The 23,124-nt window shown below is 71.0% G+C and carries 17 protein-coding genes, 1 tRNA gene and 1 riboswitch; of the genes, 9 read left to right on the forward strand and 9 right to left on the reverse strand.

Annotated features, from left to right (window positions below; genetic code table 11):
* Nucleotides 1-107: 107 nt before the first annotated feature.
* From MQE23_RS23685 to MQE23_RS23705, 5 genes are all read right to left on the reverse strand, one after another.
* The gene (locus tag MQE23_RS23685; protein ID WP_243380209.1) at nt 108-5,225 is read right to left on the reverse strand and encodes a hypothetical protein; all 5,118 of its coding nucleotides are present in this window, start codon (nt 5,223-5,225) and stop codon (nt 108-110) included.
* Nucleotides 5,226-5,237: 12 nt separating this feature from the next.
* Nucleotides 5,238-8,213: an ATP-binding protein gene (locus tag MQE23_RS23690; RefSeq protein WP_243380210.1), complete on the reverse strand. Its 2,976-nt coding sequence runs from the start codon at nt 8,211-8,213 to the stop codon at nt 5,238-5,240.
* 124 nt (nt 8,214-8,337) lie between these two features.
* Nucleotides 8,338-9,165 (reverse strand): hypothetical protein, encoded by an 828-nt coding sequence (locus tag MQE23_RS23695; RefSeq protein ID WP_243380211.1) that lies wholly within the window; start codon nt 9,163-9,165, stop codon nt 8,338-8,340.
* A 724-nt stretch (nt 9,166-9,889) separates the two neighbouring features.
* On the reverse strand, nt 9,890-10,738 hold the full coding sequence (locus MQE23_RS23700) for an RNA polymerase sigma factor SigF (RefSeq protein WP_051185484.1): 849 nt from the start codon (nt 10,736-10,738) through the stop codon (nt 9,890-9,892).
* Between the two features lie 341 nt (nt 10,739-11,079).
* A complete protein-coding gene (locus MQE23_RS23705) occupies nt 11,080-11,523 on the reverse strand; it encodes a MarR family transcriptional regulator (RefSeq protein WP_020270456.1) in 444 nt (147 codons plus the stop codon).
* Nucleotides 11,524-11,720: 197 nt separating this feature from the next.
* Here MQE23_RS23705 and MQE23_RS23710 point away from each other — a divergent pair, with 197 nt between their 5' ends.
* From MQE23_RS23710 to MQE23_RS23730, 5 genes are all read left to right on the forward strand, one after another.
* Nucleotides 11,721-12,905, forward strand: a complete 1,185-nt coding sequence (locus MQE23_RS23710; RefSeq protein WP_243382725.1) for a PP2C family protein-serine/threonine phosphatase — start codon at nt 11,721-11,723, stop codon at nt 12,903-12,905.
* Nucleotides 12,906-13,009: 104 nt separating this feature from the next.
* Complete coding sequence (locus tag MQE23_RS23715; RefSeq protein ID WP_128092480.1) at nt 13,010-13,921, forward strand: STAS domain-containing protein; 912 nt, start codon at nt 13,010-13,012, stop codon at nt 13,919-13,921.
* Nucleotides 13,918-14,331, forward strand: a complete 414-nt coding sequence (locus tag MQE23_RS23720; protein WP_020270459.1) for an STAS domain-containing protein — start codon at nt 13,918-13,920, stop codon at nt 14,329-14,331. Before MQE23_RS23715 ends, MQE23_RS23720 begins: the two co-directional genes overlap by 4 nt.
* Nucleotides 14,331-14,774 (forward strand): anti-sigma regulatory factor, encoded by a 444-nt coding sequence (locus MQE23_RS23725; protein ID WP_020270460.1) that lies wholly within the window; start codon nt 14,331-14,333, stop codon nt 14,772-14,774. The genes MQE23_RS23720 and MQE23_RS23725 overlap by 1 nt, the downstream gene beginning before the upstream one ends.
* The gene (locus tag MQE23_RS23730) at nt 14,774-15,844 is read left to right on the forward strand and encodes an ATP-binding SpoIIE family protein phosphatase (protein ID WP_051185483.1); all 1,071 of its coding nucleotides are present in this window, start codon (nt 14,774-14,776) and stop codon (nt 15,842-15,844) included. The genes MQE23_RS23725 and MQE23_RS23730 overlap by 1 nt, the downstream gene beginning before the upstream one ends.
* On the opposite strand, the gene MQE23_RS23735 is transcribed toward MQE23_RS23730, so the two are convergent.
* From MQE23_RS23735 to MQE23_RS23745, 3 genes are all read right to left on the reverse strand, one after another.
* Nucleotides 15,826-16,323: a MarR family transcriptional regulator gene (locus tag MQE23_RS23735; RefSeq protein WP_037667420.1), complete on the reverse strand. Its 498-nt coding sequence runs from the start codon at nt 16,321-16,323 to the stop codon at nt 15,826-15,828. The genes MQE23_RS23730 and MQE23_RS23735 overlap by 19 nt on opposite strands.
* 117 nt (nt 16,324-16,440) lie before the next feature.
* Nucleotides 16,441-17,082, reverse strand: a complete 642-nt coding sequence (gene ribA / locus MQE23_RS23740) for a GTP cyclohydrolase II (protein WP_020270463.1) — start codon at nt 17,080-17,082, stop codon at nt 16,441-16,443.
* Nucleotides 17,083-17,224: 142 nt separating this feature from the next.
* Entirely contained in the window at nt 17,225-17,740 is a 516-nt protein-coding gene (locus MQE23_RS23745; protein ID WP_020270464.1) for a MarR family transcriptional regulator, read from the reverse strand.
* A 135-nt stretch (nt 17,741-17,875) separates the two neighbouring features.
* Here MQE23_RS23745 and MQE23_RS23750 point away from each other — a divergent pair, with 135 nt between their 5' ends.
* The 4 genes from MQE23_RS23750 (at nt 17,876) to MQE23_RS23765 (ending at nt 21,695) form a co-directional block, all read left to right on the forward strand.
* Nucleotides 17,876-19,030 carry a dihydrofolate reductase family protein gene (locus tag MQE23_RS23750; RefSeq protein WP_243380213.1) on the forward strand — a complete coding sequence of 385 codons (1,155 nt, stop codon included), beginning with the start codon at nt 17,876-17,878 and terminating at the stop codon, nt 19,028-19,030.
* Nucleotides 19,031-19,083: 53 nt separating this feature from the next.
* Nucleotides 19,084-19,157, forward strand: a tRNA-Met gene (locus MQE23_RS23755).
* Nucleotides 19,158-19,445: 288 nt separating this feature from the next.
* Nucleotides 19,446-19,602: riboswitch (cyclic di-AMP (ydaO/yuaA leader) on the forward strand.
* Between the two features lie 11 nt (nt 19,603-19,613).
* Complete coding sequence (locus tag MQE23_RS23760) at nt 19,614-20,645, forward strand: M23 family metallopeptidase (protein ID WP_020270466.1); 1,032 nt, start codon at nt 19,614-19,616, stop codon at nt 20,643-20,645.
* A 105-nt stretch (nt 20,646-20,750) separates the two neighbouring features.
* Nucleotides 20,751-21,695 carry an aldo/keto reductase gene (locus MQE23_RS23765; protein ID WP_020270467.1) on the forward strand — a complete coding sequence of 315 codons (945 nt, stop codon included), beginning with the start codon at nt 20,751-20,753 and terminating at the stop codon, nt 21,693-21,695.
* A gap of 10 nt (nt 21,696-21,705) precedes the next feature.
* On the opposite strand, the gene MQE23_RS23770 is transcribed toward MQE23_RS23765, so the two are convergent.
* Entirely contained in the window at nt 21,706-23,064 is a 1,359-nt protein-coding gene (locus MQE23_RS23770) for a PrsW family intramembrane metalloprotease (RefSeq protein ID WP_037667408.1), read from the reverse strand.
* Nucleotides 23,065-23,124: the final 60 nt, after the last annotated feature.

Below are 23,124 nucleotides of genomic sequence, written 5' to 3' on the forward strand. Positions count from 1 at the left end.
GCTTCGGTCGGCTCGGGGGTCGTGTCCCCGGACCGATCATGGTTTGGGGCTTTGCCGTTTCAGGGGCTGGGCCTTTTCCCAGCGGCAGCCGTTCGCTCCGTGCCGGGTCAACCGGCGTCGTCCGCCGTTCTGCCGGATGCGAGTCTCGTGATGCTCCGGCGCAGGCGGTTGGCGTCCAACGAGGCTACGGAGGTGGCCGCTTGGAGGTGGGATTCGAAGCAGGCCCGATAGGGATGCAGGGCGGCGGCGAGGCTGCGGTGCGACTCGGCGAACTCGGTCAGGTCGGCGAGGTCTCTGGTAGCGGCGTTGGAGAGGGGGCTGAGGTCGTCGACCACGGCCAGGAGGTCGCCGAGACGGCCGCCTGCCGTGGCGCCGACCAGGCCGAGGGCAAGATCCTGGGGGGAGCGCGGGGGGTGGGTGATGAGACGCTCCACGGCCAGGGTTTGGTGGCGGTTGCGCCAGGGAGTGGGCGGAAGCCAGTTGAGAGCCCGGGACACCGACGGGGCGTCGGCGACAAGGGGTTCGCGGGCCGACGGACCACTGACGTTCTGTACCGGGAAACCGGCTGTCGCCAGGGCCTGGCAGGCGTGGCCCACTTCCCGCCACATCTCCCGGGCATCGAGAACGATCTCGCGGCCCAGCAGGGTGACGATCCGCGTGTTGACGGCTGCCGCGACCGCACCGGCTTGGTGGGGTTGCAGCCGGGCCGCCAGCCGCAGCAGCAGGACTGCCGAGGACAGGTCGACGCGTTCGACCACGCTTGTCCAGCCGGTCTCCTTGAGAGCGTCGAGCACGGCTGACGCCTTGTCCTGGTCAAGGAGGCTCGTCAGGAGGGCAGCGAGTCCGATGGCTGGCTCCAGGTCGGTGACCAGGCCCAGCCGCAGCCGCCGTTCCAGCTTGCCGTCGTCGATCTTGGGAATCAGTTCGAGCGCCCACCGCCGTTCCCACAGCGCCATGGTGCGCAGGATGTCGCGGATGACCCGCGGGCTGGAGACGGTGCCGATGATGAGCTTCTTGAGCTCGTACGTCTTGGTGGTCCAGTCCGCATTGAGAGCCTGCTTGGGCCCGACCCCTATTCGAGAGAGGTGAAGTGCCGCCATGTACTGCTCAGACGGGTTCTGCAGGAGCTGCAGCTCCTCGGTGAAGATCTTCATCAGAACGGCGTCGCTCGTAAGCCCTCGATAGACGGGCTCCCCCAGCCCGGCGATGTCCTCGAGGGCCGCGAGCAGCCCCGTGGCCGCGACCGGGTTCTGGTACATCGCGGAGCGGGTCCTCCAGGCCAGACGCGATTCCTCCGTGGAGCGGACAGTGCGCAATGTGAGCTCGCCGTACTTGGTGAGCTCGCGGCTCACGAAGCCCCGGTCGACGTGACTGAGGATCCGCAGGAGCTGCGTGAATTCCTCGCCGGTCTTGACCGTGTCGAGCCGGTCGACCCAGACGTTCGGCCGTCCGATGATCTTGCTCGACTTCTGCAGCAGGGTGGCTCCGGAGATCCCGTTGGTGTGCCGCAGTGTGCGGGTGATCTCCCGGCAGGCTTCGGCGACGGGGATCGTCGGGGCGTTGGCCAAGCGCTGTGCCAGCTCGCGGACATCGAACGTCAGGGCGTATCGGCGTGGGGCGTTGGGGTAGAGGGCGCGGGCCAGCCGGTGGAATTCCGCCTGCGTGTCCGGAGGAGACCACACGCTCATGCCGTTCAACAGGTCATCGATGGCGACCTTCTCGCGCAGGCTCTGCAGGAAGCCCGGCCCGAATTCGGGATCTGCCCCAAGCCGCAGGGCGAGCCGGGGGCCCCAGACCCGGCGGGACGTGGTGAGCGTCTGGGTGACGATCCCGACCATCAGATCCAGGCACGCCTTGCGGTACGAGACCTGTGCTTCCCACAACCCCTTGACCACGTAGTACTTTACCGAGGGACGAGGGTCGCTCTCCAGCCAGTCCGCCACGGTCTTCTCGCCGAGCGCGTCCCCCAGCAATTGGGCAAAGGTCTCGCCCTTCTGGTGGTAGGGATCCTCGACCGCGTACGTCACGGACAGCAGCATCCCTGCTGCCTTGGGATCGTTCCTCGTCGCGCGGGCCAGGCTCTGGACGAATTCCTCATCGGGTGTGCGGTCGGCAGCACCGCGGACCGAACCCTTGGCGGGAGCCGAGAGCAACAGACAGGCACACCAGGCGTGCAGGCCCTGCACGAGCCGGAGTAGCTCCACGGTCTCCATCGGCGTGGCACGGCGTACGAGGGAACGGAGGGCGTCCAGGTAGCGGCTCCCGTCCCAGCGTGTGTCGACGGCCCTCTTGAAGATCTCGTTGCGGTGCATGCCGGAAGTCCGCCGCAACTCCCGCAATGCGGAAATGACATCGCGTGGGCTGCTGTTGTCCAGGGCGGGCTGGAGGAGGTGCTCGTGGTCCTCGATCATCGGTGCCCACTCGGTCCGCTCGACCTGACGACGCAACATCATCCCGGCGAGCAGGACGGCGAATCCGTCAGCCGCTCTGACCTGGTATTCGACTAGCATCTCCGGACCTGGTTCCTGGTCGACCGGGTGGTATCCGGCGGCGTCCTCGTAGTGGACGTCGGTGTCGTCCGCCACGCGCCGCCACAGCCGGCGCTGCAGACGGAGCGCGCGCAGCACGAGGAAGTAGTCCGCGGCGCGGGAGGGATCGAGGTCGGTGACGACCTCCGCGACCCGCAGGACGATGATCCCGTCCAGATCGGCGTCCTGGAACCACTCGATCAGGCTGAGAAGGTGCAGGCGTTCCTGAGCGGTGCCCTCCCCGCGCGTGATGATGGCGTTCACCTGGGTCTTCAGCCAGGACCTGGCTTCGTCCAGGGCGAGCGCGCCAGTGGACATGGCGTGCCGGATGCCGCGGATCACATGCACCAGGTCGTGCAGGCGCAGTGGTGAGGGGTCCTCCTTGAGCCGCTGGGTGAACTTCAGGATGAAGTCCTCGGCGATCTCCTCGTTCAGTGAGCTCCCCAGCGCGGTCAAGCCGTGCGCCAGTTCGGCCACCTGCGCCCCCTGGAGCCAGTCGTCGAGCGCGCCGCTGTGCCGGGTGTGGCTGAGCAGTTCGGCCGCCACCCGGGCGCGGTAGAGCCGGGCGCCGAGCAGTCGCGGCAGCACCTCGCGGGGGGCCTGCCGCATGAGCGCTTCCACAGACGGCAGCAGGAGCTCGACGACCTTTGACAGCATGCGCCCCTCGCTCACCGAGGGGATCAGGTCGGGCTCGTCAGGGTCGTCCTCGAGTTGCAGAACACGGCTCAGGATCCGGGTGCTGTCCTCGACGCTCGCAATCCTGACAAGGTCCTGTCCCTCCAAGAACTGGAGGGACAGGACCTGCCGCTCCTCCTCCGTGAGGTCGGCGAGTGTCTCCTCGGGGACTCCCGAACGAATCACCGATGCCGCCGCGGCCTCTGCTACCGCCTGCCTCTCCTTCAGGCCGAGTGCGTCAAAGCAGGCGAGGAGGGGGTCGTCGCCTCCACCGGTGCGCATCACCCTGATGAGGACCTCGAGATCCCGGGTGCCGTCGTCCCGTGCCACTTCGTCCAGCCCCGCCCGGCGGTCCAGGATTCCCGGGCGCGTGCTGTACATCCGCTCGACGAAGGCCTCCAGGCGCGGCTTGCCGACGAACGCCGGGACGACATCGATGCTTTCCGTGCTCCACTCGACAGCCGCGGAGAGGTCGTACTCCAGAATCCCGAGCACGCTCACCCGGAGGGACTCAGACACGAGCGGCAGCAGCGCATCCACTGCGTTGTTGCCGCCCTGGAGCGGAAGGAGACCGTCAAGGATCAGCAAGCAGGGCTTGCTCTCGTCACGCTCCAGCAGGGCCATCGCGCGCTGGCACGCCTCGATCAGCGGGTCGCGGTCGGGCAGTTCCCCGTCGATGGACCGGATCGCCTGGACCTGCCAGTCCTGCTCCCTCAGCTTGCCGGCCAGCAGTCGCGCGATCGTGCTCTTGCCGCTGCGAAGGGTGCCGCCGATGACGGCCACGCGTCTGGCCTGCCCTGCCCGCTTCCTGCCGGCGGTGGTCTGCTTCCTGCCGACGGCCGTCGACCTCCCGTCCGAGTCGGTCTGCCCTGGCGATGCGGGCGTCTCCCCCTGAAAGATCGCCTGCAGGTCAGCGACCTGGCTCACCATGATGTCGTCGGGCCGGAGTTCCAGCGGGTCGGGCGTCCAGCGCAGGCGGCGCAGCTCGTCGCTGTGTCGGTCGTGCTTCCAGTCGGCCCATCGGTCACCCCAGACGGCGGTGGCGGCGGCGTCCAGGGTCAACGCGACCGGTACCTCGGACAGCCGTGTCCGGCTGTCGCCCGGACCGGCCTGGACCCAGCCGTGCTCCGTGGGGGCGAGGACAACGGTGACGCCGACCCACGCGAGCGCCTCGACCCGGCCGGCCAGATCCGCCTCCGTCATCGGGGCGAAGTTCTGCCCGTGCGTCCGGGCGCCGATGGCCAGGACGTCGGGACGGGGCAGTCCGGCGGCATCCGCGAGCATGTCGAGCGCGTAACCGAGCCCGATCGCCGGGTCCTCGGCGGGCACCGGTGCGGGCCATACTCCGGCCGGCAGGGGCGGCCGACCTCCTGCGCCGATCGCTCCGAAGCCTCCGAGTAGTTTCTCCACCGCTTCCCACGCCGCCATGAGATGCGGGCCGGCCCATGGCAGGAGCCTGATCCACCTGGGCGCGGCGGCCGGGAACGGGCCGTCCGGCGCCGTCCCCGCTGTGGACGGCCCGTCGCCCAGGGTGATCGCGACGCGCCCTCCGGGCCCGTCGAGCACCGCCGCGTGCGCCGGGCCGTTCCGAGGCCCCTCTTCCCGTACTCGCGTCGACTCCACGGGGCATTCGGCCCACAGCTCCGAAAGCTGTTCCAGGACCTCCTCACCCAGTTCCTCGATGAGCCGGTTCATTAGTCCGTGCGTCGCCGCGGGACCGCCCGGGTCCGGCTGTTCTGCCTTGGCCCCGAAGGAGGCGTCGACGAGGAGGGCGAGACCGCTGTTCTCGGCCACGGTCAGCCAGTCTGGCAGCGAGGCGAAGACGGCTTCGGCTTCCGGTGCCTCCAGCAGCTCGCCGACCCATCCGCCGGCGAGATCGAGTTCCGTCAGCGCGGTGGTGAGTTCCTGCTCGCCGATGTCCTGGCCGGCCGCCAGGTTCAGCAGCACGAGAAGCCCGACCAGCCGATCGCGGACGAACGCGCTGTCGGGCGGGCCGGCCGGGGAGTGTGGCGGTGCTGCCATCCGGGTTACCTCCTAGGGCCGTTGACGCGGCATGCCGGGGTTCTGGTTCTGACGGGTCTCGGCGTGCAGCAGGGTGAGCGCGCGGGACGTCGCCACGATCAGGCCGTGTGTTCCGTGCGAACGGATTCCGGCCGGCAGCGCGTCGAGCGGCCAGCGCGCGCAACTGCCGTCGGTGACGCTGTGCGTGTCCAGCCAGTTGCCGTCCCTGTCGCCGCCGGCGACGACGAACCAGTCGGCCGTCAGGTGGACGGCCCGCAGATTGCGTTCGAGTGTCGGAACGGTACCCGCGAGCAGGGCCGCGCCTCCCACGAAAGTGCAGGTGCCAGCACTGTCGACGATCACGGCCGTCTCGCCGTCGGCCGAGGCCGCCAAGCGCACCGGGTTCGGGCACAGCGCGACTCTTCGAGGGGCGGCCCGGTCGTCGGCCGGGCACCATCGGTGGACCACTCCGTCGAGCGTGGCCACCCAGACGACCGGATCGTCACCCCGGCCGGCCATGGCCAGTGCGACCACGGGCTGCCGGAGCGCTTCGAGGCGTACGGGATCGGCGCCGGAGGCGGACAGTACCTCGACGGCCGGGCCGTGACCGAGAGCGAGGAGGCCGGCCGGGTGGGACGCTGAGGGACCGGGTAGATCACCGGATCCCGTCCGCAGGACCTGGTCCTCGTCGACGTCCGGGGTGCACCGGACCACCGAGCCGTCCGAGAGCACGAGGAGTGCCTGAGCACCGTCGGAGGCCGTGATCGCGTGCAGGTCGCTGACAGGACCGACGCCGGACCGCGACGCCGACCTCTCACCGCTCGTGGCGTCCCACCAGCTCAACGTGCCGTCGTCGTGAGCTGTGATGAGGGAGCGGGGTCCGGGTTCCCCGGCCGCGGACACGCGCGTGGTCGTATGGCGTTCACGTACGGCAGGGTTCGCCCAGCGCACTGCGAGTGACCCGCAGGGTGCGTTGACGGGGCCGACGGCGCGCGCGAGATCGGTGAGACCCATCCGGGTGGCGGCGAGCGCGAGGGCGAAACGGCGTTGATGCGCCTTCCCACGCCGGGGCTGGTTGTTCCATACGGCAGTACGTGCTGCATGGTCCGGGCCTCGTAGAGCTTTGACCGTGCGTGTCATGGTCGGGCGGGGCAGCGCGAGCAGGAAGTCCGGGTCGTCCAGCAGGTGTCCCGTGCCGCTGGTCGGATCGGCTGCCGCGGCGGCGAGGATGTCGAGCAGGTGGGACGGGACGTTCTCCCAGCCATTGCGGGCCGGGTCGAGCTCGTCGCGCAGGTGGCGCAGCACGGTACGGCGTGACCCGCGCCCGTTCGCCGGCGACGGGTGACACGGCCGCCATCCGCCGTGGACGTTCCCCTGATCCTGTCCGGTGGCGTCCCGGTGTACGAGGAAGGTGCGGCAGGCGGGAAGGCAGGCACCCAGCTCCGACGGGGAGAGCGGGGTACCGCCGAGGCGTGTGGCGACGGCGGCCCAGGTCCGCAGGTCGAGGAAGAGGCCGTCGCCGAAGGAGCACAGCGCGGTCAGGGTGTCCGCCACCGCGTCTGCGACGGCCTGGGGAAGGAACTCCCGCAGCGTCTGGCGGAGCAGGCCGTCGAGCCGGTCGGCGGCAGCCTCGCAGGCGCGTTGCAGGGAGTCGGTGTTCTCCCGGAGGATGACGTCCGCGGCAGTTACGGCCGCCGCGAAGCAGCCGCCACAGATCTGTTGCAGGGCGGCGGTTCCGGTGGAGACGCGCCCGCCGTAGGTGAGACGGGTCTGCAGGTAGGCGCCCACGGACGAGGGTCCGTGGTGTGCCGGTTCGTCGAGATCGACGATCAGGCCGGGTGGCTCGTCCAGCAGCTGCCGTGAGGCGCCCACGACCACCCGGACATTCGACAGCGCGGTCAAAGGTTCGACCAGTTCGGCCAGCACACTGCCGGGCTCGCGAGCCTCGTCCAGGTGATCGACGATGACGCCGCGGACGGTCCCGCTGCCGTGCCGCCTGAGCGCGGTCAGCAGGCCGGAGGCACTGTCGACGGTGAGTTCCAGCGACCTGGCGATGTCGGCGGCCAGCCGGTCCGTGGTGCGGCCGCGGGCGTCGACCGGGGCCAGGATGAGTTCGTCGGCGGGTAGGACGCCGTGCCGGGCCACGACCGGGACCGCGGCGCGCAGTTCAACCGTTGCCGTGGAGACGACGCGGGCCAGGATCGCGGTCTTGCCGCTGCCGTGGGAGCCGGTCAACCACAGCGGCGGCGCGGACCCGGCGCCGGTCAGGTGATCGATGACGGCGCGCAGCGCGCGTTCGCGTCCGGTGAAGTACCAGCCAGGTGTGTCCTCGTTGACGACACCACGTGAGGCAGCACTCCAGCCGGGCGGAAGCCAGTTGGGCGGCTCGGGCGGCATATACAAAGGGTTGGGCAGAGCCCGGCAGCGCGGATCGCCGTGGCCGGCGACGATCCGCGCCTTCTGCGAGGTGTCGCGCAGGGTGTTCTGGACGGATTCCATCACCTGCGTCAGATCCAAGTGCCGCTGGTCCCGGGAGGGGGCGGCGGTGTCGCGCAGCGCGGTGGTGAAGGCGTTGGAGAACATCGTCTCCAGAGCCCTCTCGGACCGCCGGGCCGCGGCCACGACCCACAGGTCGAGCTGGTCGTCGATGGCCCGGTAGGGCGCCTGTGCGATGGCGTCCAGCAACGTCTGCTCGCCGCCGGGAGCGGCGCCGCAGGCATCAAGGATCAGCAGAACTTGGGCGAGGTCTCCGCGCTGGTGCAATGCCTCGATGAGATCGGCCGGCTTGGTGACGGCCTTGGGGTCCATGTTCCGAGGATTCGCGGGGATCTCTTGCTCCGGCGGGACGAGTACCCAGTCCTTTCCCAGCGCGTAGCCGTGGCCCGTCGCGTAGATGACCAGGGTCGCCGTTCGCTCGCCGGAGTACTCGCCGGCGAGCTGACTCCAGTTGAACAGGGCGTCTCTGAGGCCGCTGTGGGAAAGCGCGTCGCCGTCTGCACCGGGGAACAACTCGGTCAGGCCAAGGGCGTTGAGACCACCGCGGACGGCTCGGACCTCATCCGGTAACGCTTCCAGGTTCTCGAACGGTCCGCCGTAGGTCGGGCGCCCGGAAATGCAGAAGTACCCTGCGTGGTCAGCCAAGTGCCACCGCCACCGACTGAGCGGTGCGGACGTTCTTCAGGTAGGCCACGGCATCATGGGCGGTGGCACGGGAGTTGGACGCGGGAAGATCGCGGATTTTCCCTGCGAACAGTCCGTTCAGCTCCTTGACCGTGGCGACGACGTCTTCTTTCGCGGCGACGTTCACCCAGGTGTCGATGCCGACGGGCCACGGCGCCTGACAGGCGTCGATGTACGGATGCAACTCGCGGAGAACCGGACGCAGCCCCAGCGGCGAGCCGAGGGTGATCAGAGTCGTCGCGGATGTCGCCGGGTGCGATCTCAGCCAGTCGTACGCCACCACGGTGCCAAGGGAGTGGGCGATCACCAGGCGGGGCCGCGTCTCCATGGCGGCGCTGAACTCGGCGCGCACCTGCTTCTTGAATTCCTCGTCCCGCAAATAGCGGGCCACCTGCTTGACGAAGCCGATAATGGCGCTGGCCGTGCCACCGAGGAGCTTGCGGGACTGCAGCAGATCAATCGCCCACTGCACACTCCGTGGTGCATATCCCGCCTTGCTCACGGTGTTGCGCGAAGGGTCGTCGACACCCTCGGCCAAGCCGACCAGAAGATCCTCTTCCAGCCCAGGCGCCAGGTCTCCGACCTCGTACTGCCACGCGAAGCCTGCCTTACCGTCGTTGTACAGGTAACCGTAAAACGCACATTCGAGCTTGAGGTCCTCGGCTCCGGCGAATCTTGCGTTCCGCAAGCCCTCGCGCAGAGCGGCCAGCCAGGAATCGTGCATTTCCCCGCGGCTCGACCTGTTGGCGAGAATGCCATGCACTGCGACAACGTCTGCCATCAACCCCCCCCGATTCGTCCCCTTGCCGCGATTATGGCAGGGGACACGGCAACTCTGTCTCCTTCTTGCCCAATTGACCCCGGGGGCTCACCGCCTCGGCCTCGGAATGGCCACGCGCCCCGATCCAGCCCTGTACGGCGCGAGTGGGAATGCGTCCTCACTGCCGCCGGGACCTGCAGCCACTCCAGGCACGCCTGAGGCCTGCTTGCACCGTGTCGGTGCCGAGGCGCACTTCGAGCGGCACGCTGGTGGGCTGCTCGCACTGCGGCGGTTTGACCTGCCCCGGCATCAGGCCGGCGAGTCCTCGGGGGCACGCCACAGCGCGTGAGGCCCACCGGTGAGCCCGGCCGTGGCAAAGGCCGTCTCCGTGGCGTCGTCCAGGGCGGGGAGGGGCCGGCGATCCTGCCCTCGCTGCGGCTGCTTACCCTCTACGACAGGGCGCCGGTGAGCTGCTCCAGAACGACGCTCCGCGCTTCGCCGCCGTCGCGTTCCTCCAGGCCGCCGTCGGTCGTACTGTCCTGCTGTTCGGTGCCACCGGCTCACTGGGCCCACTCCGTGACGCAGACGGCCCGGGCGCTCGCGGCGCGGGCCCTGGCTCTGGTCTCGTCCGCGCAGAAGGCTCGCCGGCTGGCCGAGACGGACCTCCGCGCCGGTGAAGCGGACCGTCACCGGCCGGCGCGCACGGCGACTCCGGCGAGGAGACCGTCAAGGGCTGGACACCTCCCTAGCCCGTCGCCAGCATCCCCGACCGCAGGCGGGCCACCGTCCGGGAGATCAGGCGGGAGACGTGCATCTGGGAGATGCCGAGGCGCTTGCCGATGTCCGCCTGGGTGAGTTCCTCCACGAAGCGGAGGTGGAGGATGAGGCGCTGGCGCTCGTCGAGTTCGGCGACCAGGGGAGCCAGTGCGTGGAAGTCCTCGACGAGTTCGAGGGCCGGGTCCTCCTCGCCGATGAACTCGGAGAGCGAGGTGTCGCTTTCCTCCGAGTCGCCGGTGATCGCGGCGTCCAGGGACGAGGACAGGTAGCCGTTCGCCGCGACCTGGGCCTCGACGACCTCCTCCTCCGAGAGGTTCATCAGCGCCGCCAGCTCCGCGACCTTCGGAGCGCGGCCGAGGCGGGAGGACAGTTCCTCGGTGGCCTTGGCGAGTTCCGTACGGGCCTCCTGGAGGCGGCGCGGCACGTGCACGGCCCAGGACGTGTCGCGGAAGAACCGCTTGATCTCACCGATGATGTACGGCACCGCGAAGCTGGTGAACTGCACCTCGCGGGAGACCTCGAACCGGTCGATGGCCTTGATCAGCCCGATGACGCCGACCTGGACGACGTCCTCCATCGACTGGCCGCTCGCACGGAACCGGCGGGCCGCGAACCGCACCAGCGACATGTTCATCTCGATGAGCGTGTTGCGCGCGTACTGGTATTCGGCGGTGCCCTCCTCCAGCACGGCGAGCCGCTCGAGGAACTGCCCGGTCAGCTCGCGCGCGTCCTGCGGGGCGAGCTTCTGCGGCTCTGCGATCTGCGGCAGCTCCTCACCGGTGTCGGTGCCGGAATCCGTCGTCGTGTCGATGCGCATGGTCGCCGTCACGGGCCCTCCCTCGTAGTTCCGGCCCGCTCCCGTCCCCCGTCAGGCCACCTCCACGCCGCTACCCGCGGTCGCCCGGCTCATGCCCCGTCTCCTGTCCGTCGAGACGTTGGCCACAGTCGGCGCAGGTCGGGGCGGTGACGGGGTACCCGCACGGTCGGCTCACGGTACGGGCAGGAGGGCGGGCGGTGCGGCACGGAGGAATCGGCGACGGGACTCGTGGAGCGGACAGTTGTCGTTTGACAACTATAGTCATGAGACAACAATCTAGCCGTGACGTGCGGGCGCGGGGGAGGATCCGGAATGTTCGTCCCGGTGCCACGACGGGCAGTTCAGGCAGTGCGGGTACCGGACGCCGGGGAGTCGTCGGAGTCGTCGTGTATCTGGGCCGCGGCCGCGTCGCAGAACGCCTCCAGCCCCTGCAGCAGCGCGACCCGCTTGGCGGCGGGCATCTGGTCGAGCACAGCGCGCAGCGTCTGCTCCCGGCGGATGCGCAGGTCGGCCAGGAAGGTGCGGCCCCGCCCACTGAGGTGCAGGTGTACCTCGCGCCGGTCCGCCGCACTCACCACCCGTTCGACGAACCCGGCCGCCTGGAGCCGGTCGCACAGCCGGCTGGTCGAGGGCGGGGTGGAGGCGAGGGAGTCGGCGAGGGTGCGCAGGTTGATGCCCTCGTGGTGCTCCAGGATGAGCAGCACGCGCAGCTGGGACGCCGAGGCGGGTGCCGTGGAGGCCCGGCCCCAGAGGACTTCCAGCAACTCCGCGGCCGTGGAGGTCACACGTGCGACCTCTGCTGGCTCAGGGCGGGGTCGGAGGGAAGTCACAGTCACACTCTCGCAGGCACCGGGATGGCCGCCAGCGTACTAGGCGCGCGGGGAGCCGGGGGGTGACCTCGGCCGGGGTCACAGCTGCCCACCGCGCATTCAGACCAAGGATTGGTGTGTCGACCATCGTGACGACGATCGTGAACAGACTCGTGGCCGCCGAGCGCGCCCTGCGCACGGCGGCGCCCCATCAACTGCTGGACGCGGTCCGTCGTGTACTGACTGATCAGTACGCGGCGGACTCCGTCGAGCTGTACCTGGCCGACTACGGACTGACGGTGCTTCAGCCGGTGTCCGTGCTGCCGCACACCCTTCAGCCGGTCTCCGTGGCCAACAGCCCGGCGGGCCGGGCCTTCGGCGCGCAGGAGCCCTACGTGGAAACCGTGCCGGGTGACCTCGTACGCGTGCACCTGCCGGTCACCGTGCGCGGCGACCGCCTCGGCGTGCTGACGGTGACCCTGCCGGGCGGCGAGCACGCCGACGGCTGCCTCGGCGAACTGGCCGAGATCGCCGAGGTGCTCGGGCACGAGATCGTCGTGGCCGAGCGGGACACCGACCTGTACCTCCAGGCACGCCGCAGGGACCGGCTCACGCTGGCCGCCGAGATGCAGTGGCAGTTGCTGCCGGGCCGCTCCTGCGCCCGCCCCGAGTACGAGCTGGGCGCCCAGCTGGAACCGGCGTACGCGGTCTTCGGCGACAACTTCGACTGGTCCGCCACGACCGACCGGCTCAGTCTCTACGTCACCAACGGCATGGGCGAGGGCATAGAGGCCTCCCTGCTGACGAACCTGGCGATCAACGCCCTGCGCAACGCGCGCCGGGCGGGTCTCCCCCTCGCCGACCAGGCGGCCCTGGCCGACCAGGCGGTGTACGCCCACTACCGGGGCCGCTGCTACCTGTCCGTGCTCATGCTGGACATCGAGCTGGCCACCGGGCGGGTCCGGGCGGTGGACGCCGGGTCCCCGCGGCTGCTGCGGCTGCGCCGGGGCGCGGTGGAGCGGGTGCCCTTCGACGCCCAGCTGCCGCTCGGCATGTTCGAGGAGACCGACTACGTGGCCCAGGAGTTCGCGGTCGAGCCCGGTGACCGGCTGGTCTTCGTCAGCGACGGGGTGTACGACGTCGCCTCCCCGGGCGGAGAGGCGTACGGCGACGCGGCCCTGGCCCGGGCGATCCAGTCGACCCGGCTGCTCCCGGCCGCCGAGGTGCCCCGGGCCGTCCTGCGCGAACTGTCCGGCCACCGCGGCAGACCCGTCCCGGACGACGACGCCCTGGTGGTGTGCCTGGACTGGCGTGGGCGGGAGGGGCCGGGGAAGGCGGAGGCCAGGGGGTGTGGGTGAGCGGCTGTTTGGCGGAGCCGTACGCCGGCCCTAATGTTTGTCATACGGCAAGTAATGGCTGAGGTGTCGCAGCGCGGCCTCGGTCCGGTCCGTGCAAGGGAGCGATGCAAGTGTCGGTGTCGGTATCGGAAGAGAACGCGGAACAAGAGCCGCCCGCACAGCAGGTGAGTGCCTTTCTCGAACGGCGCCGGGAGCAGATTGCCCAACGGTGGGCGGACGCCGCGCTGTTCCGCACGGTCTTCACCGTGTCCCGCGACGAGGCGGTGGAGGCGGGCAGGTCCGTGGCGGCTGCGCTGGCCGCGGTGGCGGCCGCCGGGCGGCTGGACGACATCCGGGCCTCCGGATTCGCGGCGGTGCGCGACCAGTTGGGGCGGATGGCGGCCTCCCGCGGCCGTATGGGCATCGACGCGGACGGGCTCGCCGACGAGGTGGCCGCCCTGCGCGAACCGGTGACCGACCTGCTGCGCGCCGAGTTCCCGGACCCCTGCGCCCCCGAGGCGCAGGAGTGTGTGCTGGCCCTCACCGTGCTCATGGGCACGCTGCGTCTGGTCGTACTGGAGACGACGGTCAGCGCGGGCGAGGAGGTGATCGCACGGCAGCGCGAGCAACTGCACGAAGTGGCCACCCCGGTGATCAAGCTCTGGGAGAGCACCGTCGCCGTACCGCTGATCGGCACGCTGGACAGCGCGCGCAGCCAGGTGGTCATGGAGAGCCTGCTGGACGCGATCGTCGCCGAGCGCGCCCGGTTCGCCATCCTCGACATCACCGGCGTGCCCACGGTCGACTCGCTGGTCGCCCAGCACCTGATGAAGACGGTGGCCGCGGCCCGGCTGATGGGCGCCGAGTGCATCGTCTCCGGCATCCGGCCGGCGATCGCGCAGACCATCGTCCAGCTGGGCATCGACCTCGGTACGGTGCTCACCCGCGCGAGCCTGGCGGACGCCCTGGCCTACGCGCTCAGCCGGCAGGGCGTCGAGATCGCGCCGTTGCGGGCGGCCGACGCGGGCGCCCGATGACCGGCCCCTCGGGGAACGGGCCCTTCGGCGGGCCCGGCTTCACCGTCCCGGTCCTCCGGCTGGGCGACATCCTGCTGGTCACCCTCCAGGGGGAGCTGCACGACGGGATGGCCGAGCAGCTCCAGCAGGACATCACCGACCGGATCGCGCACACCCGGGTGACCGGCGTGGTCATCGACATCTCCGGCGTGGACATCGTCGACTCCTTCCTGGGGCGGGTCCTCGCCGAGATCGCCGCCGGAGCCGGACTGCTGGCCGCCCGTACGGTACTGGCCGGGATGCGCCCCGCGGTGGCGATCACCCTGGTCGAGCTGGGGCTCACCCTGCCCGGACTGCGTACGGCCCTGGACGTCGAACGCGCGATGGAGCTGCTCACCGCGGGTGAGCGGCAGGCCGAGGGGAGTCCTTGATGCGGGCCTCCCGCCATGCCGCCCCGGCCAGCCTGCCGATCGGCTCGGACGCCGACCTGGCCTGGGTACGGCAGCAGGTCCGGCAGGCCGCCGCCGAGCTCGGTTTCGGTCTGGTGCAGCAGACCAAGCTCGTCACCGCCGCCAGCGAGCTGGCCCGCAACACCCTCGTCCACGGCGGTGGCGGCCATGTGGAGATCACCCCGCTGGACGCCGGGCCGTCGCCCGGCCTTCGGCTGGCCTTCGTCGATGCCGGGCCCGGCATCCGCGACCTGGACCAGGCGATGACCGACGGCTACACCAGCGGCGGCGGGCTCGGACTCGGCATGAGCGGGGCCAAGCGGCTGGTCCAGGAGTTCGAGGTGGACAGCCGGCCCGGTGAGGGGACCCGCGTCACCGTCACCTCCTGGGCCACGGTCGTGCCGCCGACCCGGCCGGGGTCGTGATGAGCAGGGTGTGGGAAGTGCCGGTCGACGACTCGACCCGGGTCCGGGACGTCCGGGTCGCGGCCGAGGCGGCCGGCGCGTGCGCCGAGCTCGGCCCGGACCGCATCGCGACCGCCGCGCTCGTGGCGACGGAGCTGGCGACCAACCTGGTGCGGCACGCGGACGGCGGGTACGTCCTCATCAACCTCGTCGAGCGCGCACCCGCCGACGGCCGGCGGCTGTCCGTGCAGCTCGTCGCGCTCGACCACGGCCCGGGCATCGCGGACGTCGCGGCGGCGATGCGCGACGGCTACACCACCGCGGCTTCCCTGGGCGCCGGCCTCGGCACGTGCCGGCGCATAGCGAACGACTTCGACCTCCACAGCCTCCCCGGCCGGGGCACCGTGGCCATGGCCCGTATCGACCACGAACCCCCCGCCGACCGGTACCGGACGCCCCCGCGGGGCCCGCACACCGGCGGCGTCAACGTCCCCCTAGGCCGGGCCGAGTACTCCGGCGACGCCTGGACCCGGGTCTGCGCCGGCGACCGCCACACCCTCCTGCTCGCCGACGGGCTCGGCCACGGACCCAAGGCGGCCGAGGCGTCCGGCGCCGCCGTGGATGCGCTGCGCGACGTGGCCGACCGGCCGCCCGCCGAGATGCTGCGGCATCTGGGCCGGGCCCTGCGCCGCACCCGGGGCGCGGCCGTCGCCGTGGCCCAACTGGATCTGGGATCCGGGCGGTTGCACTTCGCCGGGATCGGCAACGTCGGGGCGCGGCTGCGCACCGACGGCACCTGGAAGGCGATGCTGTCCCAGCCCGGCATCGTGGGCGCGCAGGCCCCGGCGTCCGTGACCGTGCAGCGGCAGCCGTGGCAGGACGACAGCCTGCTCGTCCTGCACAGCGACGGCCTGCCCGGCCGCTGGACGCCACCCGACGACGCCGTGCTGCTCGGCTGCGACCCGGCGGTGGTGGCCGCCGTGGTCCTCCGCGACGCGGGCAGCGCGGCTCGCCCGGTGCGGGACGACACGTGTGTGGCCGTGTTGGGCGCAGAGCGAGGCGTCGGCAGCCGTCATGGCTCGGGGGGCTGACGGGCACCGGGATCCCGTGCCGCAAGAAACCCCCGCAACCCCCGGCTCAGCGCCACCCGTTCCGCCGGTTCCATCGCCGCCAGTGCCGTGGCCAGGGCTTGCGCCCGGCGCCCTGCGACGTCGCCCAGGACGTGCTGCCCGTGCGCGGTGAGCCACAGCTGTACCTCGCGGCGGGTGTCCGGGTGCGGGGCGCGTTCCAGGAGGCCGGCCGCCGCCAGGCGGTCGCAGAGGCGGCTGGCCGTGGGGAGGCCGATGTCCAGCCGGTCCGCCAGGGCCGTGAGGTTCAGGCCGGGCGCCGCCTCCAGGGTGCGCAGCGCCCGCAGTTGGTGCAGGGACAGCCGCAGGGACGCGTCCTGGGCGGCGACCGACCACAGGGCCGTCAGACTCTCCACGGCGTCGGCGATCTGTGCCGCGACGGCCTCCGGGCCATCGCCCGGTCTCCTCGCCCGGGGGTCGCCGGGGCCGTCGAGATCGGTCACGAAACGGTCACTTTCCATAAGCTCCGGGTACTGCGGAGGTCGCCCTCTTTCAAAGGCTGTACCCGATGAGCCGAGGGGCAAGCCGCCCCGTTCGAGCACCCGGCCGGGCCGGGAGGCTCAGCCCGCGCTGAGCCCCGTCAGCGCGGCGAGCGGCAGCGTGTGCTGGGTCTGGAGGACCTTCGCGCGCAGGTACCGGACGTTGTGCGCGGTGGTGAAGACGCCCGTGGGGACGCGGTCGCGGACGCCCACGCCCAGGTCGCGCAGCTGAGCGGCCTTGTCGGGGTTGTTGGAGAGCAGGTCCAGCTCACCGACGCCGAGGGCCCGGAGCATCTGGGCCGCCGCCGTGTAGTCGCGGGCGTCCTCCGGCAGCCCCAGGGCCGCGTTCGCCTCGTAGGTGTCGAGGCCCTCGTCCTGGAGGGCGTAGGCGTCGAGCTTGTTGTAGAGGCCGATGCCCCGGCCCTCCTGGCGGAGGTAGAGGAGCACGCCGCCGTGCTCGGCGATGCGCTCGACGGCCTCGCGCAGTTGCGGGCCGCAGTCGCAGCGGGCGGAGCCGAACACGTCCCCGGTCAGGCACTCGGAGTGCAGCCGCACCAGCGGAACCGGGCCGGGCTCGCCCAGGACGACTGCCACATGTTCCTGGCCGTCGGCCAGGCCGTGGAAGGTGACGACTTCGGCCTCGACCTCGTAACCGTCGTGGAAGCGCAGCGGGACCCGGACGCGGGAGCGCGGGGTGGCGAGGACAGCGGGGGTGTCGGGCATGCGGGGCCTCCGGGTTCCGTTCCTGTTCGGCTGCACAGCCGTCGGCTTGCAGTCTGCTTCAGATTTGAAGCAGATCCACGTCCGGAACCCTACCCTTGCTTTAAATTTGAATCAACGAGATGTGGGTGTGGTGTGACGTGGGTCACGAACAGGTCGAGGAGGACCTCCGCCGCCAGGGCACGTCGTCCGACGCCGGCCGTGTCCCGTCCTCCTGGAGCCCCTGCGCGATCGCCGTGGAGATCTCCTCCAGCTGCCCCACCTGCTCCTCGCTGAGCCGGTCGAACAGGAAGCTCCGCACGGTCTCGACATGCCCGGGCGCCGCCCGGTCCAGTACGGCGAACCCGTCGTCCGTCAGGGCCGCGATGCTGCCCCGCTTGTCGTACCGGCAGGCCTCGCGCCGCACCATGCCGTCCTTCTCCAGTCGCGTCACCGCGTACGTCAGCCGACTGCGCGTGATCTTCAGCCGCTCGGCGAGATCGGTCATGCGCAGCCGCCGCTCAGGTGACTCCGACAGGACCGACAGGATGGAGTAGTACAGGTGCGGCATGCCGGCGTCCTGCTGGAGCTGCCGGTCGATCGCGTCCTCCAGGAGCAAGGAGGCGGCGATGTACGCGCGCCAGGCGCGTTGCTCCTCGGGGGTGAGCCAGCGAGTCGTCATGCCGCCAGTGTAGGTTTGTTTCAAACTTGAACCAAGACCGCCCGTCAGTCCGCCGTTTTCAGCCGATTCCAGTCCGCCGATGTCTCAGTTCCGCCGATTTCTCAGTCGCCCGTTTTCCACGAGCCGGGAGCGTCGATGCCCCATCCGTACGTCCTGCTGTCCGCCGCCGTCTCCCTCGACGGCTACCTGGACGACACCGGCCCCGAGCGCCTGCTCCTGTCCAGCCCGGCCGACTTCGACCGGGTCGACGAGGTCCGGGCGTCCGTCGACGCGATCCTGATCGGCGCCGGCACCGTCCGCGCCGACAACCCGCGCCTGCTGGTCAACTCACCCGAGCGGCGAGCCGCCCGCACCGCGGCCGGCCTGCCGGAGTACCCCCTCAAGGTCACGGTCAGCGGCTCCGGCGACCTCGATCCGGCGGCACGGTTCTGGCACACCGGCGGCGAGAAGATCCTCTACACCACCGACAAGGGCGCCGAACGCGCCCGTGCCCTCGGCCTCGCCACCGAAGCCACCGATGCCACCGACGTCGTCCCGCTCGGCGCCGACCTCGACTGGCGGCGGCTCCTCACCCACCTGCACGACGTCCGGGGCGTGCGACGGCTCATGGTCGAGGGCGGCGGCCTGATCCACACCCAGCTCCTCACCCAGGGCCTGGCCGACGAACTCCAGCTGGTCCTCGCCCCGCTCTTCGTGGGCGACCCCGAGGCACCCCGCCTCTTCGGCCCCGGCGGCTACCAGTCCGGCCGGCTCCGGCTCCTGGAGACCCGGCGGATCGAGGACGTGGTCCTGATGCGCTACGAGCCCACCGCCCCGGGCACCGGCCCCCTCCCCGCCGCCGCCGACCACCACTGGCTGGCCCTCGCCTGCGAACTGGCGGCACAGTGTCCGCCGTCGGACACGGCGTTCAGTGTCGGCGCGGTGGTGGTCGCGGCCGACGGCACGGAACTGGCCCGCGGCCACTCCCGCGAGGGCGGCGACCCGCTCGTGCACGCCGAGGAGGCGGCCCTGGCCAAGCTCGACCCGGCCGGCCCCGGGCTCGCCGGCGCGACGGTCTACAGCAGCCTGGAGCCCTGCGCCCGCCGGGCCTCCCGCCCCGCACCCTGCGCCCGGCTGATCCTCGACGCGGGCGTACGGCGTGTGGTCACGGCCTGGCGCGAGCCGGACACCTTCGTGGCGGGCGCCGACGGCAGCGGCGTCCTGGCGGCCGGGGGAGTCGAGGTCCTCGTCCTCCCGGAGCACGAGGAGCGGGCCAAGGCACCGAATCGACACCTGCTGCGCCGCCGCTGAGCAGAGGTGTGCGCGAGCGGTCCCGCGGATGGCGTACACTGGAGTCACAACGACGCGGGGTGGAGCAGCTCGGTAGCTCGCTGGGCTCATAACCCAGAGGTCGCAGGTTCAAATCCTGTCCCCGCTACTGAAGGCCGAGGGCCGGAATCCGAAAGGGTTCCGGCCCTCGGTTTTTCCCTGGGCTCGCCATTACTGTCGGTGAGTGAATCGCGCCGCTGTGCATCACAACTGACACACCGTCAAAACCCGTGAGTCACTTACGCAGCGGTCAACTCGCCCGTTTTGGGCCGGTCATGGCAGGTTGGTCCGCGCGAAAAAGGTTAATGATCAAGCGGAATCGCTGGAATACCCACGGCGCGTCTATTAACGTTCGATAACGCAGCGCGGTCGTCCCAGCCGTCACAGAAGGCGGCTCCGTGCGCACGCGCCGAATCCCGAAAGGGAACCGGGGAACCACCACTTGGGGTGAATCGAGCGGATGCCGCCGTGGAAGCACGGCCGGTATACGCGCGTAGGAGACCTTCCTGCTCCGAACCCGTCAGCTAACCCGGTAGGCGAGAAGGAAGGAAAGGAGTACGCCCACGTGGCGTCCAACCGGCCTGCCCCCGCGGCCCCGTCCGCGCCGAACCAGCGCGACACCGAGACCTTCGGCTACGGCGGTCACCGCACCGACGAGGGCCCGTTCCAGGAATGGAACCCCACCGCGGAGTCCATCCGCCCCATCCGTGGCCGGCATCGCGTCACCAAGCAGCGCGGCGGAGGGCTCGCCCGCAGCTCCACCGTCCTGGGCGTCGGCGTCATAGCCGCCGTGGGCGCGGGCGGCATGGCCAGCGCCCAGACCGGCAAGCCGCCGGTGTCGATCTCCGTCCCGGACCTTCCCTCGGTGGGTTCCCTCATCTCGGACGACGACACCTCCGAAGGCTCCGCCACCCCGCTCAGCGACCTCGCCACGGCCTCCGCCGACACCGAGCAGGGCACCTCCGGCGCCGGTGAGGCACTGCGCGCCCGGATCATGGCGCAGGTCGAGCACCAGCAGGAACAGATCGAGACCAAGGCCGCGCAGGACGCCGCCGAAGCCGCCCAGAAGGCGGCCGCGGAGGCCGCCGCCAAGGCCGAGAAGGAAGCCAAGGCCAAGGCCGCCGAAGCCAAGAAGAAGGCGGAGGAGGAGGCCCGGAAGAAGGCCGAGGCCGAGCGGCTCGCCGCCCTCGCCAAGCAGTACACACTGCCGACCTCCGCGTACACCATCACCTCGACCTTCGGCCAGGCCGGCGCCTACTGGTCCTCCGGCTACCACACCGGCCTCGACTTCGCCGCCCCCACGGGCACGCCGATCAAGGCGGTGCACAGCGGCACCATCACCGAGGCGGGCTGGAACGGCTCGTACGGCTACAAGACGGTCCTGACCCTCGATGACGGCACGGAGATCTGGTACGCGCACCAGTCGTCCATCGGCGTCAGCGTCGGACAGAAGGTCAGCACGGGTGACGTCATCGGACGCGTGGGCGCGACCGGCAACGTCACCGGGGCGCACCTGCACCTCGAGGTCCACACCGGCGGTTCCAGCAACGGCATCGACCCGCTGGCCTGGCTGCGGGGCAAGGGCCTGAACGTCTGAGCGTCGGAGCTTCCGGTCCGTGCGGGGGTTTCGTGCGGGGGCGTTCACGCAGGTTTTGCGTCCGCTCCGGAATGAGCCTCCCCCGCACGGCCGTTGACACGGAGCATGACTTCTCTTCGCAAGCTCGGTTCCTCCGACCTCGAGGTCTTCCCGCTCGCCCTCGGCGGCAACGTCTTCGGCTGGACCGCCGACGAGGCACAGTCGTTCGCCGTCCTTGACGCGTACACCGCCGCGGGCGGCAACTTCGTCGACACCGCCGACGTCTACTCGGCGTGGGTGGACGGCAACCAGGGCGGCGAGTCCGAGACCGTCCTCGGCAAGTGGCTGACATCGCGCGGCAACCGCGCGGACGTCGTCCTCGCCACGAAGGTCAGCCAGCACCCCGAGTTCCAGGGCCTGTCCGCCGCCAACATCAAGGCCGCCGCCGACGCCTCCCTGCGGCGCCTCGGCACCGACTACATCGACCTTTACTACACCCACTACGACAAGCCCGACGTGCCGGTGGAGGAGATCATCGGCGCGCTCGACGAACTCGTGAAGGCCGGGAAGGTGCGGCACATCGCCGCCTCCAACATCTCCGCCGAGCGGCTGCGGGCCTCCCTGGAGTTCTCCGACCGCGAGGGGCTCGCCCGGTACGTGGCCCTCCAGCCCCACTACAACCTGGTCTCCCGCGACACCTACGAGGGCGAGCTCCAGGACCTCGCCGAGCGGACCGGCCTGGCGGCCGTCCCGTACTACGCGCTCGCCTCGGGCTTCCTGACCGGCAAGTACCGGCCCGGTACGACCGTCGACAGCGCGCGGGCGGGCGGTGCCGCCCAGCACCTTCAGACCGAGCGGGGCCGCCGGGTCCTCGACGCCCTCGACGAGGTCGCCGCGGCCCACGACGTCCCCGTCGCCACGGTCGCCCTCGCCTGGCTCGCGGCCCAGCCGACGGTGGCGGCGCCGATCGCCTCCGCGCGGACGGTGGAGCAGCTGCCCGCGCTGATCGGGGTCGGGGAGCTGACGCTGACGGAGGCGGAGCTCGGGCGGCTCACGGAGGCTTCGGCCTGAGCGGTTCCTGTTACGACCGGTACGGGTTGTAGGCGGGGTAGGCAGGGTACGGCGTCGGCGTCGCCGGATAGCCGTACCCGTACGCCCCGTACACCGGCCAGGGCGGGGCCACCACCGGTACCGGAGGGGCCGTGACCCGCGCGGCGTAGTCCAGTGCGGGGCGGGCCGTCTCCCGGCGCCGCCACAGTTCGTCCAGCAGTTCCCGTTCCCGCACGACGAAGTCGGCACCGGCGCGGCCGCGGCGGCCCCGGTGCCGCAGGAACGCCAGGGACGTCGCGTAGGCCTCGTACCGCGCGACCTCCCGCGCCGCCGCCCGGCCCGCGTGGCGGCGGGCGTACTGGCGGGCGATCCGCCGGGCCCTCATCGAGCCGAGGGCGTAGGGCTCCACCGGGGACAGCCACCCGGCCACGGCGTACGCGGGCAGCTCCGCCCGTACGGTCCTCAGCTCCCGCTGCCGTGTCCAGATCACCAGCCACGTCAGCAGCCCGAAGATGGGCACCATGAACGCCGCGTACACGGCGAAGAACCCGTACTCGCCGAACGCCGACGAGCCGTTCCACATCGCGTGCATGCCCATCGCGAGCAGCAGCCCGGAGAGCGGGAAGGCGACGCGCCGGACGTGCTGGCGGTCCGCCGCGAGCGCGGAGATGCCGAAGCCGATGCCGGTGAGAACGGTGAACAGCGGGTGCGCGAACGGCGACATGATGATGCGCACGAAGAAGGTCGCCGCCGTGACGGAGGCGATGCCGGTGCCCCCGGTGAGCTGGTCGGTGCCGAAGGCGGTGCCCAGGTAGAGGATGTTCTCCGTGAACGCGAAGCCGGTGGCCGTCACGCCGGCTACGACCACTCCGTCGAGGATCCCGGTGAAGTCGCGGCGCCGGAAGAGGAAGACCAGTAAGACGGCCGCCGCCTTGGCGATCTCCTCGACCACCGGCGCTATGACGGTCGCGCCGAGCGTGTCCGCGCTGGAGGGATCCGCCGTCGCCGTCGCTATCCATCTGGTCGCGAAGCTGTTGGCGACGATCGCGATCAGCGCCGCCGCGCAGGCGCCCCAGGCGAAGCAGAACAGCAGATTCCGCCAGGGGCCCGGTTCGACCCGGTCCAGCCAGCGGAACGCGGCTATGAGCAGGGGCACCGGGAGCGTGGCCAGCCCCAGCCCGACCAGGAACCCTTCCGTGCCGGTCTCCTCGCGGACCAGGGCGAGGATGACGAGGCCGGATATCGCGAGCAGCGTGGTCAGCGCGCCGTAGCGCACCCAGGTGCGCTGCCACCAGTGGGCGTGCCGCAGCGGGCCGGCGGTGGGTGCGCCGGCGGTGGCGCCGCCGGGAGGAACGCTGGGGTACGACGTGTGTGGGGGGCTGGTGGCCACGGCATTGACCCTAACGACGGATGGGCGCTGTCCGCAGGCGGAGGGATACGGGGTACGGGT

Origin of the sequence: Streptomyces sp. HP-A2021 (genome assembly GCF_022807935.1) — a bacterium.
GTDB lineage: Bacteria > Actinomycetota > Actinomycetes > Streptomycetales > Streptomycetaceae > Streptomyces > Streptomyces afghaniensis.

What these genes read in the sequence shown, in the direction of transcription:
- MQE23_RS23745 (WP_020270464.1), bottom strand. Translation starts at nt 17,740, where the DNA reads ATGACGACTCGCTGGCTCACCCCCGAGGAGCAACGCGCCTGGCGCGCG.
- MQE23_RS23725 (WP_020270460.1), top strand. Translation starts at nt 14,331, where the DNA reads ATGCGGGCCTCCCGCCATGCCGCCCCGGCCAGCCTGCCGATCGGCTCG.
- MQE23_RS23685 (WP_243380209.1), bottom strand. Translation starts at nt 5,225, where the DNA reads ATGGCAGCACCGCCACACTCCCCGGCCGGCCCGCCCGACAGCGCGTTC.
- MQE23_RS23730 (WP_051185483.1), top strand. Translation starts at nt 14,774, where the DNA reads ATGAGCAGGGTGTGGGAAGTGCCGGTCGACGACTCGACCCGGGTCCGG.
- MQE23_RS23715 (WP_128092480.1), top strand. Translation starts at nt 13,010, where the DNA reads ATGCAAGTGTCGGTGTCGGTATCGGAAGAGAACGCGGAACAAGAGCCG.
- MQE23_RS23700 (WP_051185484.1), bottom strand. Translation starts at nt 10,738, where the DNA reads ATGCGCATCGACACGACGACGGATTCCGGCACCGACACCGGTGAGGAG.
- MQE23_RS23695 (WP_243380211.1), bottom strand. Translation starts at nt 9,165, where the DNA reads ATGGCAGACGTTGTCGCAGTGCATGGCATTCTCGCCAACAGGTCGAGC.
- MQE23_RS23765 (WP_020270467.1), top strand. Translation starts at nt 20,751, where the DNA reads ATGACTTCTCTTCGCAAGCTCGGTTCCTCCGACCTCGAGGTCTTCCCG.
- MQE23_RS23750 (WP_243380213.1), top strand. Translation starts at nt 17,876, where the DNA reads ATGCCCCATCCGTACGTCCTGCTGTCCGCCGCCGTCTCCCTCGACGGC.
- MQE23_RS23720 (WP_020270459.1), top strand. Translation starts at nt 13,918, where the DNA reads ATGACCGGCCCCTCGGGGAACGGGCCCTTCGGCGGGCCCGGCTTCACC.
- ribA (WP_020270463.1), bottom strand. Translation starts at nt 17,082, where the DNA reads ATGCCCGACACCCCCGCTGTCCTCGCCACCCCGCGCTCCCGCGTCCGG.